The organism is Candidatus Pelagibacter sp. Uisw_106 (assembly GCF_047724975.1).
Lineage (GTDB): Bacteria > Pseudomonadota > Alphaproteobacteria > Pelagibacterales > Pelagibacteraceae > Pelagibacter.
Genome location: NZ_CP159819.1, coordinates 920,372 through 934,593 on the forward strand (window position 1 = coordinate 920,372; position 14,222 = coordinate 934,593).

General features: G+C 32.0%; 13 protein-coding genes and 1 pseudogene. 6 read left to right on the forward strand and 8 right to left on the reverse strand.

Translation table 11 applies throughout. The features are described from left to right. Positions 1-52 precede the first annotated feature (52 nt). Positions 53-1,219, reverse strand: coding sequence for a M24 family metallopeptidase (locus ABXT45_RS05130; protein WP_415313021.1), 1,167 nt, complete (start codon positions 1,217-1,219; stop codon positions 53-55). Positions 1,220-1,328: 109 nt separating this feature from the next. Next, positions 1,329-1,967 carry a racemase gene (locus ABXT45_RS05135; RefSeq protein ID WP_415313022.1) on the reverse strand — a complete coding sequence of 213 codons (639 nt, stop codon included), beginning with the start codon at positions 1,965-1,967 and terminating at the stop codon, positions 1,329-1,331. Between the two features lie 168 nt (positions 1,968-2,135). On the opposite strand from ABXT45_RS05135, the gene ABXT45_RS05140 reads away from it, so the two are divergent. The 6 genes and pseudogenes from ABXT45_RS05140 (at position 2,136) to ABXT45_RS05165 (ending at position 8,280) form a co-directional block, all read left to right on the forward strand. After that, positions 2,136-3,302 carry an LLM class flavin-dependent oxidoreductase gene (locus tag ABXT45_RS05140; RefSeq protein ID WP_415313023.1) on the forward strand — a complete coding sequence of 389 codons (1,167 nt, stop codon included), beginning with the start codon at positions 2,136-2,138 and terminating at the stop codon, positions 3,300-3,302. Continuing rightward, entirely contained in the window at positions 3,302-3,889 is a 588-nt protein-coding gene (locus tag ABXT45_RS05145) for an amino acid synthesis family protein (protein ID WP_168607293.1), read from the forward strand. The genes ABXT45_RS05140 and ABXT45_RS05145 overlap by 1 nt, the downstream gene beginning before the upstream one ends. Positions 3,890-3,893: 4 nt before the next feature. Continuing rightward, positions 3,894-4,676 (forward strand): alpha/beta fold hydrolase, encoded by a 783-nt coding sequence (locus tag ABXT45_RS05150; protein ID WP_415313024.1) that lies wholly within the window; start codon positions 3,894-3,896, stop codon positions 4,674-4,676. Continuing rightward, positions 4,677-6,158: an aldehyde dehydrogenase gene (locus ABXT45_RS05155; RefSeq protein WP_415313025.1), complete on the forward strand. Its 1,482-nt coding sequence runs from the start codon at positions 4,677-4,679 to the stop codon at positions 6,156-6,158. Between the two features lie 4 nt (positions 6,159-6,162). After that, positions 6,163-7,020 carry a DMT family transporter gene (locus tag ABXT45_RS05160; RefSeq protein WP_415313026.1) on the forward strand — a complete coding sequence of 286 codons (858 nt, stop codon included), beginning with the start codon at positions 6,163-6,165 and terminating at the stop codon, positions 7,018-7,020. Between the two features lie 76 nt (positions 7,021-7,096). Further along, positions 7,097-8,280 (forward strand): annotated as a pseudogene (locus ABXT45_RS05165) (ABC transporter substrate-binding protein). Positions 8,281-8,336: 56 nt separating this feature from the next. Here ABXT45_RS05165 and ABXT45_RS05170 read toward each other — a convergent pair. From ABXT45_RS05170 to ABXT45_RS05195, 6 genes are all read right to left on the reverse strand, one after another. Beyond that, positions 8,337-9,098, reverse strand: a complete 762-nt coding sequence (locus ABXT45_RS05170) for a sulfite exporter TauE/SafE family protein (RefSeq protein ID WP_415313027.1) — start codon at positions 9,096-9,098, stop codon at positions 8,337-8,339. Position 9,099: 1 nt separating this feature from the next. After that, entirely contained in the window at positions 9,100-10,263 is a 1,164-nt protein-coding gene (locus ABXT45_RS05175) for an MFS transporter (protein WP_415313028.1), read from the reverse strand. Between the two features lie 75 nt (positions 10,264-10,338). Then, entirely contained in the window at positions 10,339-11,670 is a 1,332-nt protein-coding gene (locus ABXT45_RS05180; RefSeq protein ID WP_415314444.1) for a branched-chain amino acid ABC transporter permease, read from the reverse strand. 35 nt (positions 11,671-11,705) lie between these two features. Continuing rightward, positions 11,706-12,716 carry a branched-chain amino acid ABC transporter permease gene (locus ABXT45_RS05185; RefSeq protein ID WP_415313029.1) on the reverse strand — a complete coding sequence of 337 codons (1,011 nt, stop codon included), beginning with the start codon at positions 12,714-12,716 and terminating at the stop codon, positions 11,706-11,708. Position 12,717: 1 nt separating this feature from the next. After that, a complete protein-coding gene (locus tag ABXT45_RS05190; protein ID WP_415286006.1) occupies positions 12,718-13,425 on the reverse strand; it encodes an ABC transporter ATP-binding protein in 708 nt (235 codons plus the stop codon). Further along, positions 13,425-14,219 carry an ABC transporter ATP-binding protein gene (locus ABXT45_RS05195; protein WP_415313030.1) on the reverse strand — a complete coding sequence of 265 codons (795 nt, stop codon included), beginning with the start codon at positions 14,217-14,219 and terminating at the stop codon, positions 13,425-13,427. The genes ABXT45_RS05190 and ABXT45_RS05195 overlap by 1 nt, the downstream gene beginning before the upstream one ends. Positions 14,220-14,222 lie beyond the last annotated feature (3 nt).

Genomic DNA, 14,222 nt, shown 5'->3' on the forward strand with positions numbered 1-14,222 from the left:
CCAAGGGATTTAAAACATTTGTTGGCTTATTTATCAAGTTTTTTAATTTCAACTACTTAATGTGAAGATCTTTTGAAAAATTACAAAATAACTCACACCCTTTGTCGGTTATTCGTATTGCTTCTGATGCTTCAACACCCCACCCTCCAAATTGCATTACAGCAATCATATGAAAAGTAACATTTGGTTCTAAAATAGTCATATCGCCTTTAGATATATTAAGGGTATGTTCACCCCAATCAGGTGGATAGCCAATTCCTATTGAATAACCAGTTCTAGAGGTTTTTTCTATTCCATATTTATCTAGAATTTTCCAAAAAGCTTGCGCAACATCATCTGCCGTTTGTCCAGGTTTTGCAGCATCTATTCCAGCTTGAAGAGCCTCATTTGTTTTATTCATAGTATCAATTTTCATTTGATCAGGTTTTCCAAGTAAAACTGTTCTTGCCATTGGGCAATGGTACCTTTGATATACCCCTGAAAGTTCAATAATTGTAGCCTCACCCTCAACAAACTTATCTTGTGTTGCTGTTAAATGTGATGCTGAAGTACCTTTTCCTGTTGGAAGTAATGTTGCAATACTTGAATACTCACCTCCAAATTCTGGGGTTCCATAAAACAATGCTTTTTGAATTTCACCTACGGCATCGCACTGCCTGACACCAGGGTTTATTACATCAATTGCTGTTTGCATTCCTTTTTGAGAAATTATTGCTGCAGATTTCATAAGTTCTATCTCTGCATTAGATTTAACAACACGAGCCCAATTAACCAATCTTTCAGAATCTTTTAACTTAACATTTGGTAGCCCTTGTTTCATTTTTTCATAACAATAAGCTGTAAAATAATGACTATCCATTTCCAAACCTATTGTAAGTTTATCCCACTTTCTTTCTTTTATAATTTCTACTAAATTATCGTAAGGATGAACTGGCCATGTATGAATGTATTTTTCGTTATAAACTAAAATATTTTCATTTTTTAAATAAGTTTTTATATAAGCTCCACCTGAGTCTTGCTTTCTAACCCAGCATAATGGCTCATCAGCATTCACATGAACAATTACAGCTTGAGCATAATAAAATGACCAGGCATCATAACCAGTTAAATAGTTCATATTTGCTGTATCGCTAGAGATTAATAGTTCTATGCCTTTTTCTTGCATTGAGCTTTGAACTTTTTTTAATCTTGCTTTGTATTCTTCTTTACTAAAATTCATATAGCTTAACTATTAAATAATTTTCCAAAACCTTCAATCTTTTCTTTATAATTAATTACATTAAGAGAATCCCAGATTAAAGATTGATTGCTTGATAGAACAATTTTATTTAGTTTTTTTCTAACTTATCAATTATAGATAATACTGGTAAAGCCGTACACGAAACAAATAACGCCTCACTATCTACAAGATCTATTTTTGACAAGACGTCAAATAAATGATCCTCATCAACTTTTCCAATATCTAAATCAGAATCAATATCAAAATAAGTTAAAGAACTAATACTAATGTTTTCTTTTTCAAAGTAATTAACTACAGAATCATTTATTGTTTTTGTATAAGGTGTAAAAATAGATATCTTATTAATGCCTAATTTATTTAATGCTTTAATAGCTGCAGTTATTGGCGTTGTTACCTTTGCTTCTGGTTTAGCTAAATTTACTTTTTCTTTTATCACATCATACCCAGCTGCAACTGTTCCAGACGTGCAACCATACGCTACACAATCTATTTTTTGATCTGGCAAAATATCTTTTGTAACATCGGTAATGTCATCTGACATTTTAGCCAACGTTTCATTGGTTAATGGATTGTAGCAATGAATTCTATTTACATAGAGATCAATGTCTCTTCCATAGATCACATTATTAAAATCCTTTTCAATTCTAAAATCGCTACCTAACGTTATAAGACCAATTCTTGGATTGGATTTTGAAATGTATTTTGGCTCAACTTTGTTTAATTTCATAAATTACCTATAATATTTTGATTAAATATATATTGAATAAGGAGTCTAGTTAAAATAGAGTTTAAGAAAAAGCGTACATAACTCGTCGTTACTTAAGGTTTAAAAGGTACTAAAGAATACGAAAGTGGGATCAGTCGTCTTTAAATTTAATTATTTAAGGAGGTTTGAATGAAGTTTGGATATTTTTGTAACACTACTAACTGGGATCATAAACCATACAATCAATTACTGGATGAGACCAAAGAAATTACTACTTACTGTGATGAAAATAATTGGGACTCAATTTGGTATACAGAGCATCACTTTAATCATGAAGGAATGGAATCTTGTACGAACCCTTTAATGATGGGAGTAGACGCTGCTGCAAGAACTAAACAAATTAGAATAGGTCAAGCCTGTAATGTAATTACTTTTCATAACCCCATACGTCTTGCAGAAGACATAGCTTTATTGGATCAACTATCAGGTGGGAGAGTTGACGTTGGTATTGGAAGAGGAATATATGGCAGAGAAGCTATCAACATGAACAAAGAGGCTGACTTAAAAGATCAAGCAAAAAATTTTAGATTATTTGATGAAACTTTAACAGTGATGAAAAAAGCATGGACTGAAGAATTTTTTAGTCATCAAGGTGAGTTTTATACCTACCCTACTCCTGGTTTTACTTGGCAACATGATATGAGTCCACCTAGTGATAAATTTTTAGATACAAAAACAAGTGAAATAAAAAAAATTAGCGTTGTTCCAAAGCCAATGCAACAACCACACCCTCCTATATGGCAAGTAGTTGATGGAGCGAGATCGATTGAATGGGCAGCACAAAATGGATTAAACACTATAATGTGGATACCTACTGTTAAAGCTTTAAAGAAAAGATTTGAGATTTATAGAGATGCAAAATCTAAAGCAGAAAATAGAGATGTGCCATTGGGAGAGGGTGTATCTTTAGTTAGAGATATGTTTGTAGCAGAAACTATGGAAGAAGCAGAAAAAATGGCTGGTGAACATATTATTAATTATATGAAATGGGTTTGTCATTGGAGAGGATTGGGAAATCATATGAATCCAGATGAGGAGTTACCAGAAACAAAACATAAATTAGATCTATTGAACTATGACTTCTTACATAAAAGAAATTTATTATTTGGAACACCTGAATATGTGGTTAATAAAATAAATGAATTAAAATCTGAATTAAATTTACAAAACTTGCAAGTATGGTCTAACTTTCCTGGTATAGAGCATGATGCTTGCATGAGAAGTATAAAACTGTTTAATGATGAAGTAATACCAAAAATTAATTTAGATAATTCAAATATAGAAATGGCTAGTTAATGAAACTTGAATTAAGAAAATTTGCAAAATTTGTTGATAAAACTTTTATTGAAGGTGGTAAGGAAGCCAAAGAACCTGTTTTACTAGTTTCGGTTGCTGCTGTATTTAAAAATCCATGGCATGGAAAAGGTTTTGTTGAAGACTTAAAACCAATCATTTTAGATTTAGCTCCCAAATTAGGTACTATTCTAGTCTCTGAATTAATAAAAGAAATGGGCTCTCCTGAAAAAATTTTAGCTTATGGTAAGGCTGGAACTGTCGGACTTAATGGTGAAATTGAACATGCATCTGCATTTATCCACACTTTAAGGTTTGGTAATAAATTTAGAGATGCTGTTGGTGGAACATCTTATTTAAGTTTCACGAACACAAGAAGTCCCGCTGGTTCTAAAATGTCAATTCCGATGATGCATAAAACAGATTCAGGTCTAAGGCCCTATTATCTTACACATGAATTTACTATACACGATGCCCCTTTTGATGATGAAATAGTAATAGCAATAGGTGGAGCATCAAGTGGTAGAGCTCATGCTAGAACTGGCGATAGATATCAAGATATGAAGGAAATGGGACTGGATCCTAAATAAATTAATGCCTCACAATTTTGATCCTAATCAAAATTATCATTCATTCATTGATAATAAAACTGAGCCATTAGTTTTCGTTCATGGTGTTGGTCTAGATCAAAAAATGTGGGACTCTCAAGTTAATTCCTTAAGTGATCATTCAATAATTACCTATGATTTATTAGGGCACGGAAAAACTCCTTACAATAAAGAAGAGATCACATTAAATGATTTTTCAGATCAACTAGACTATTTATTAAAGTTTTTAAAAATTGATAAAATTAATCTTGTAGGTTTCTCTTTAGGATCATTAATTGCATTAGACTTTGCGTCAAAATTTCAAGATAGATTAAAAAGCCTTACATTAATAGGAACAACATATAAAAGAACTGAAGAACAAAGAGCTTTAGTCATAGAAAGATTTGAACAGGCTAAATTGAACAAACCTATTTCAAAACAAGCACTAAAAAGATGGTTCACAGATCAATACTTAAAAGACCATCCAGAAATTTATGATCAATTTATAAAGATCTTAACAAAAAAAGATGAAGATCATTTAAACTTTTTAAAAGCTTACAAGCTATTTGCAAACCACCAAGATGATATTGATATAATTAAAAATATTAAAACTAAAACTCTTATCATGACAGGGTCAGGTGATACAGGTTCCACAGTTCAAATGTCAAAATCCTTATCTGATGATTTAACAAATTCAAGTTTTATCGAGATAAAAAATGGAAAACATCTTTGTAGTATAGAGTGCGCAGATGATGTTAATATAAATCTTAAAAATTTTATTGGTAATTAAATGACAAAAATTCAAAACTTTAAAATGTACATAGACGGTCAATGGGTTGAGTCTGAGTCTGGTAAAACTATTGAAACTTTAAACCCAGAGAATAATGAAGTTTGGGCAACTGTACCTGAGGCAGATGCAAAAGATGTAGATAAAGCAGTTAAGGCTGCACAAAAAGCTTTTGATAACTCCTGGTCTAATTTACATCCAAGAGATAGAGCTAAATATTTAAGGTCTCTTGCAAACTTACTGAGAGAGAATGCTGAACATCTTGGAACTATAGAAACTATTGATACAGGAAAAATTTTTAGAGAAACTAAAACACAAGCTAATTATATTGCTGAATACTATGATTACTTTGCAGGTCTTGCTGATAAAGTTGAAGGAACAGTCGTACCAATTGACAAACCAGACATGCAAGTAACAACTACTAGAATACCTATTGGCGTGGTTGCTGCAATCATTCCATGGAACTCCCAAATGTTATTAACAGCTGTTAAACTTGCCCCCGCATTAGCTATGGGAAATACCGTTGTAATAAAAGCATCCGAACTTGCGCCTGTAACTTTATTGGAATTTGCAAAATTAATTGAAAAATCAGGAATACCAAAAGGAGTGGTTAACATAATCACTGGTTTAGGTGACCCTTGTGGTAAAGCTCTAACTACACATAACCTTGTGGAGAGAATTGCATTCACAGGTGGTCCAGAAACTGCCAAACATATCGTAAAAAATTCTGCTGAAAATTTATCACAAGTAAGCTTAGAACTGGGTGGAAAAAGTCCTGTTGTAGTGTTTAATGATGCTGAACAAGAGAATGCACTTAATGGAATTACTGCTGGCATTTTTGGTGCAAGTGGTCAAAGCTGTATTGCTGGATCAAGACTTTATATTCAATCAAAAATTTATGATGAATTTTTAGATAAGTTAGTCACAAAAGCTGAAAAGATAAAACTAGGCGCCCCAATGGATAAAAACACTCAAATGGGTCCTTTAAATAGTCTCAAACAATTAGAAAATATTGAAAGAAATATTAAAGCTACCATTGAACAAGGTGGAAAAATTAGATGTGGAGGAAAAAGATCTGATATATCTAATAAAGGCTATTATTTTCCAGCTACAATAATTGAATGTAAAAATCATACCCTACCTGCTGCTGAAAATGAATTATTTGGTCCAGTATTATCTGTTATGAAATTTGATACAGAGGAAGAGGCTATTAAATTGATGAATGATAATAAATATGGATTATCCTCTGGGGTTTATTCATCAAACCTTGGGAGAGGTATGAGAGTATCAAAGGCAGTGAGAGCTGGAATAGTATTTGTAAACACATATAGATTAATTTCACCTATGGCTCCCTTTGGAGGAATTAAAGATAGTGGCTACGGTAAAGAAGCTGGAATTGAATCTATCAAAGAATATACAAGAATAAAAACTACATGGTATAATTCTTCGGAAAAACCGATGACAGACCCATTTACAATGGGTTAATTTTTTGACTACCCGACATTATTTTTTAGTTTTATTTATTATGTTTATTTTTGGAAGTTCATATCCAGTAAACAAGCTTGCCTTAAATACATCCTTACCACCCATGTTAGCAGGATCCTTAAGAATGTTTATACTTTTTATTTTTCTCATTCCATTTTGTAAATTTAAAATCCCAGATAAAAAATATTTTTTTCCTTTAATAGGTTTTTCATTAACTATGGGCTTTGGAGTTATATTTTTTTTAAATTTATCATTAGGTAAAGCAACTTTAGTTGCTCCTATTATTATTGGAGCTCAACTAGCAATACCCTTTGCTATTCTTGTAAGCTCAATTTTTCTTGGTGAAAAAGTTAGTACGAAACAGTGGATACTAATACTTATTTCTTTTTTTGGAATTTTTCTAATTGGTTATGATCCAAATTTAAAAGGAGAAATTTATGCACTTTTTTTATGTGGCATTTCTGCTTTTTTTTATGGAATTGCAAATGTGTTATCAAGGTACATCAAAGAAGTTGATGTAAAGTTTTCAAATATGATCATGGGACTTACAGGCTTTATTACCATCTTAATATTTTCAATTTTTACTGAAGGAAATACAATTAATCATTTAAAAGATATTGATATAAACACGTGGTTTCTTTTGCTTCATAATGGAGTAACTGTCTCCGTTATTGCTCATACTTCTTTATTTTATCTCTATAAATTTTATTCAGTTAATAAAGTTATGCCCTTCTACTCTCTATTTCCAATATTTGGTTTAATTCTAACTTTCTTAATTTTTGGAGAAATTCCAACGATATTAAGTACTATTGGTGGGGCTATTGTGATTATTTCAGTCTATCAGCTTCAAAAAATAAGATAATTTATCCATTGAATTATTAGATTAATCGTAATTTAATTGGTTTTTTATAAATTGTTAACAATCAAAGAGGAAAATAATGAAAAAACTATTTATTGCTGCATTTATATTCGTTTCTACTTTTACAACGAATACATTCGCAGAAGTTAAGATGGGAATCATCCTAGGATTTACTGGTCCTATTGAATCTCTAACACCAGCTATGGCTGCATCTGCAGAGCTTGCATTTAAAGAAGCTTCTGATTCAGGTTCACTATTAGGTGGAGAAACTATTTCAGTAGTAAGAGCAGACTCAACTTGCGTTGATTCAGCAGCAGCAACAGCAGCAGCAGAAGGTGTTATTGCACAAGGTGTTGCAGCAATTATGGGTGCTGACTGTTCAGGTGTAACTGGTGCTATCGCATCTAATGTTGCTGTACCAAATGGTGTAGTAATGATTTCACCATCAGCAACTTCGCCAGGACTTACAGCTTTAGATGATAAGGGTTTCTTTTTAGAACAGCCCCATCTGATGCTAGAGGTGGTCAGATTTTAGCTGATATTACTAAAGACAGAAGAATCAAAAGTGTAGCAATTACTTACACTAACAATGACTATGGAAAAGGTTTAGCTGATGTTTATGCAGCAGCTGTAAAAGCTCATGGTATTAAAGTAACAATTGTATCTGCTCATGAAGATGGAAAAGCTGATTACTCATCTGAAGTAGCTACTTTAGCTTCAGCAGGTGGTGATGCAGTGGCAGTAATTGGTTACCTAGACCAAGGTGGAAAAGGAATTATTCAAGGTTCTTTAGACTCCGGTGCATTTGATAAATTTATTTTATCTGATGGTATGATTGGTGACTCGTTAACTGATGCTTTTGGAAAAGATTTAAATAAATCTTTTGGTTCAATGCCTGGTTCAATGAATGAAAAAACAGCAGGTACTTTTGCGTCTGTTGCTAAAGCAGCTGGTATCGACTCGTCTGGACCTTATACTGGTGAATCTTATGATGCAGCAGCTTTAATCGTTCTAGCGATGCAAGCAGGTGGATCAGCTGATAGAGCTTCTATTGCTAAGAATGTAATGGATGTTGCTAACGGTCCTGGAACTAAAATTTATCCAGGTGAACTTAAAAAAGGTTTAGATTTATTAGCTAAAGGTAAAAAAGTTGACTACGAAGGTGCAACTGGAGTTTCTTTTACTAGCGTTGGTGAAGCTGAAGGTTCTTTTTTAGAGAAAGAAATCAAAGGTGGAAAATTTAAAAATAAAAAACAAAGATAATTAAAATTTTAGTTTTAAAACCCTCAGCAGTGAAAATTGCTGGGGGTTTTTTTTATCTAAAAATTGCTGATAATCCTAAAAAACCCAAATATTGAGATGAATATAAGAAAGTAAAAAACAACTTTTCTATATGTCTCCTCTTTACTTTTAATAAAAAATTTATCACCAATATAAACACCTATTGGTAAAATAATAATCAATGGAACGGTCCTATAAATAGTTGTGGTATCTACAATTCCAGCAAAAAAACTAAGAGCAAAAGCATAAATATCTGTTAAGAAAAATAATGCTGCTAATGAACCTCTGATTATCGCAGGTTGAATACTTGTAACTAATAAGAATAGTGCAACAGGCATTCCTCCTAAAGTAGTTAATCCATTTAATGTTCCGGAAATTATTCCTGTAAAGAATTTTCCATAATTGTTATTAATCTTTTGATTTATGTAGCCTCTCATTAATAAAAATGAAAAAAATATGATTAGTACACAAACAGATAGATGTGTGACGTCAGGGGTTAAATATTTCAATAGATAAATACCAACAGGAGAGCCAATAATTATTCCAAATAACAGTTTTACAACAAAATTCCAATCTATTTTGTTCCATATATATGGAACCATAAAAATACTAATAATGACCTCAAGTATTAGAATAATTGGAACTATTTCTATCGCTGGAAGAATAAAAGAAAAACCTGAGATGCATATTGCTGAAAAGCCAAAGCCATTAAATCCTCTTATAATAGATGCAATAAATACGGTAAATATTACAAAATAAATTTCAACTAAGCTGAGTTGAAAATAAGCTAGTAAATCCATCTTACTTTCTCTCTTTAAAATCAGCTCTTAATGTTGACAAAATAATTAAAACTAAAAATATTATACAAACTAAATTCATTGTTTTCCAACTTGTTAATGTTAAGAAAACTCCTGCAGATAAACTCGCAGTTGCTTGAATTGAATAAACTATTAGATCATTAAATCCTTGTGCTTTAAATTTTTCGTTTTCCCTATAAGATAAAACTAATAGACTTGTTCCAGATATAAATAAAAAGTTCCAACCAAATCCTAAAAATATTAATGCAATTAAATAATTAGTAAAATTTTGATCAAAGAAACTAGTTAAAACTGTTATTAAAAATAAGAGGGCACCAGCGTACATTATTTTACTATGTCCAAATTTTCTAATCAAATTACCTGTAACTAGTGAAGGTAAAAACATTGCTGCGATATGAAGCTGAATTACAAGTCCTGTTTTAGTTAAGCTTATTTTTTCCATTACATGCATGCTTATTGGTGTAGCTGTCATTAAAAATGACATTACTGCATATGCAAACGCAGATGCTACTAAAGCCTGTAGAAATCTTGGTTGAGAAATTAACTCTAGATAGCTACGTGAAGTTTTTTTATTAATACGATTTGGTTTATGTCCGTCTTTATAGAATAATAAAAAGATTATTGAGGTGAGTGTTAAAGCTGCAAGTGCGATATAGGAACCGGCATATAAATGTTCAGCAATAATATCTTTTGTTATATTAGCAACATTTGGTCCTATAAAAGCTGAACCTATTCCTGCTAATAATATTATTGAAATAGCTTTTGGTGCCATATCTTTTTTTACTGTTTCAACAGCTGCAAAACGATATTGATGACTAAAAGCAACCCCAGCCCCAAGTAAAAAACATGCAAAATTAAATAATATAAAACTTTCAATAATTATTGAATAAGCAGCAAGTAATGATGACAATGAACTAATGATTGATGCAAATATAAAGCCTGCTCTTCGACCAATTATACTCATAACCTTTGCTGCAAAGATTGCAAAAATTGCTATACCTACAATTGATAAAGCCATCGGTAAAGTTGCTAAAGATTTTACTGGACTAAACTGGGAACCAATTATTCCACTTAAAAAAACTGTCACTGGTGCTGCTGTGAAAGCAAAAATCTGACTTAAAATTAGCAGCCATAAATTTTTATTCATTAAAAAAAATATTTATCACCGATGTACATAGCCCATGCTACTGCAGCTCCGAGTATAATATATTTCATAATAAATTTATTTTATTTCGATTTTCTCAGGAAGTATACCTTTAGGTCGATACCTCATGATCAGTAAAAGACCCATACCCATCATTAAATATCTAAAGTATGGAACACTTTCAATTAAATGAATTTTTAACGAATGTGTGTCTGCTAAACCTGCTGTAAATAGATTAATTAAGAATAATGCAATTGGTGCTGCCTCAATCCACAAAAACCAGACTGCAAAACCACCTAAAATTGCTCCAAAATTGTTTCCACTTCCTCCGACAATAACCATAACCCAAATTAAAAAAGTATACCTCATAGGCTGGTAACTACCTGGTGTAAATAAACCATCTTGAGTAACTAACATGGCACCAGCAATTCCAACTATAGCTGAGCCTAAAATAAAAATTAATAGGTGTTGTTTAACAACATTTTTTCCCATTGCGTTAGCAGCTTCTTCATTATCTCTTATCGCACGCATCATTCTTCCCCATGGAGAGTAAAGAGCTTTTTGAGTAACTATTAATAAAGTTATAACAACAATTAAAAATAAACCTGAATAACAAAGTTTTACAAAAACTGATGATCCCTCAATTACTAATTGATTAAGGGCTGCCTGTTTATCGTTAATACTTGAGATTAAATCTAATTTTCCAGAATTAAATTTTGCAACTAGATTTATAAACCATTCTTTAGTTTGGAGTTCAATTTCATAAGGTACTGGTCGATCCAGTCCAATTACATTCTTAACTCCTCTTGTTAACCAATCTTCATGTTTAATGATGGCTATAACTATTTCTGAAATTAGTAATGTTGCAATAGCTAGATAATCTGCTCGCAAACCTAACGCAACTTTACCAACTATAAATGCTAGACCTGCTGCAAAAAATGCACCTACGATCCAAGAAAACATAATTGGCAATCCTAATCCGCCAAGAAATCCTGTTGTTGCAGGGTTAACATTTTCAATAGCCTCAATACTTGTCTCTGATGTAACTCTTATAATGATAATTCCAGCAATAATAATTGTAGCAATACCATAAGTTCTAATTTTAGATTTTTCAAAATTTTTTAATACAAAACGTATTGCAAAGACCATCACAACTATTAACCACAAAGACATTAAAATACTAAAACCACCTGCAACCCATGCCTCTTGTACAGGTTCAACAGATATCAAAACTGCAGCTAATCCACCTAATGCTGCGTAACCCATAAGACCAAAATTAATTAAACCTGCATACCCCCATTGAATATTTGCACCCATGGTCATTACCGCAGAAATCAAACACATGTTAAAAATTGATAGAGCTACATTCCATGATTGAAATATTCCAACTAAGATAATAAGTCCCATCATTATTGTATAGGCTAGAATTACATTTTGGAAATTTCTCACAGTACCTTCCCTTTGAATATTCCGTTAGGTCTATAAAGTAAAACGATCACCAGTATAGAAAATGATACAGCGAATTTATAATCTGTTGATAATAATTGAACTAAAGTTTCTGGCTCCATGCTTGCTGGTAAAACATACATAAAGAATTTTTTATAAGCATAAGTTAAGAATATTTCCGAAAATGCTATGACATACCCTCCTAAAAATGCTCCAAACGGGTTTCCAATACCCCCAACAATTGCTGCAGCAAAAATCGGTAACATGTTATTAAAGTAGGTAAATGGCTTAAAACTTTTGTCTAAACCATATAAAGCCCCACCAATTGTCGCCAAAATACCTGCTATAATCCAAGTAATCATAACCACTCTTTTAGGGTCAATCCCAGATAATAAAGCTAAATCCTCATTATCAGAGTAAGCACGCATGCTTTTTCCTGTCTTAGTTTTGTTTAAAAACCAAAATAAAATAGAAACTAATACAATTGTTACAAATATTGTTAATACCTGGCTAGATTTAATTGCTAAACCTTCATTAAGTCCAGTCATTTCTTTGAACTCACCTGCTTTGATAATAAATTTTTCTCCATCAAAAAATCTTTGATCTGATGGTCCAATTATTATTCTAACTGCTGCTTGTGTTACAAACATCACACCAATACTAACCATTGCAAGCTGAACAGGAGGACTTTTACTTACTCTATAATATCTAAAAACAAATTTATCGACTAAGAGCATGTACCCAATAGTTAAAACAATTGCAAAAGGGATGGCAAGTAATGCTGTTGGTAAAACTCCTAAAGAAATTCCAAGTGATTGAAAATACCAAGTGAACAATATTGTAACCATTGTACCAAAAGCCATCATGTCTCCAGTTGCAAAATTAGCAAATCTCAGAATTCCATAAATTAAAGTTACAAATATTGCACCTAATGCTAGTTGCGAGCCATACGTAAGTGCTGGCATAAAAATGTAATTTAATAGTAATATAATTGCGTTTAAAAATTCCATACTATCCACCTAAAAAAGAGCTTCTTACTCTTGGGTCGTTTAATAATTCTTTTCCTGTTCCTGAATATTTATTTTCACCTGTAACTAACACATATCCTCGATCAGAAATATTAAGAGCTTGCTTAGCATTTTGCTCGACCATTAAAATTGCAACATTAGTTCTTTTAACTTTAATTATATGATCGAATAATTCATCCATTACTATTGGAGAAACTCCAGCAGTTGGTTCATCTAACATTAACACAGATGGTTTTATCATTAATGCTCTACCAAGAGCTACTTGTTGTCTTTGACCTCCTGATAATTCTCCAACTAATTGATTTCTTTTTTCTCTAAGTATTGGAAACAGTTCATAAATTTCTTCTATTATATTTTGATAATTATCATCTCTTAAGTAAGCCCCCATCTCTAAATTTTCTTCAACGCTCATTCCTGAGAATACATTTTTTGTCTGCGGTACAAATGAAATACCTTCTCTCACCCTATCTTGTGGTGAAAGTTTTGAAATATCTTTGCCATCAATTATAACTGAGCCTGATTTTAAACTTAAGAGACCTAGTAATGCCTTCATTGCTGTTGATTTACCAGCACCATTAGGCCCAAGAATTGAAACTATTTCACCTCTATTCACATCAACAGAACAAGAATTGATGATATCAGGTCCATTACCATAACCACCTGTCATTTTTAAGCCTTCAAAAAAAGCCATTAATTTTCATCCTTTATTTTTGATCCTCTTCCTAAATAACTTTCTATAACCTTTTCATCTTTCTTAGCTTCTTCAGCAGTACCCTCAAATAAAACGGACCCTTCTGCCATAACAATAACAGGGTTACACAATCTACTTATAAACTCCATATCATGTTCGATCATACAAAATGTGTACCCCTCTTCCTTATTTAACTTAAGAATTGCAGTACCTAGATCCTTAAGTAGTGTTCTATTAACACCAGCCCCTACTTCATCTAGTAATACTAATTTTGCATCAACCATCATAGTTCGTCCAAGTTCTAATAATTTTTTCTGCCCACCTGATAAATTTCCAGCTAATTCATTTGATAGATGTGTCAGATTTAAAAAATCAACTACATCCTGAGCCTTTTGTTTTACAGCAAGTTCTTCAGTTCTAACTAAACTTGGTTTTAGTAAGGCTGTCATTAATTTTTCACCTGATTGGTTTGCTGGAACCATCATTAAATTTTCTAAAACAGAAAGATTGGTAAACTCATGAGCTATTTGAAAAGTTCTTAATATTCCTTTTGAAAATAATTCATATGAAGGAACATCTGTTACGTCTTGATCATAAAATAAAACTTTTCCACTTGATGCTTTAAGGTTTCCAGCAATTAAATTAAATAAAGTAGTTTTACCAGAACCATTAGGTCCTATAATTCCTGTAATAGATCCTTCTTTAATTTTTAAAGAACAATCTGAAACTGCAGCTAACCCTCCAAAATATTTAGATAGGTTTTCAATTTGTAAGATATTCTGTTCTTGATCCATGGA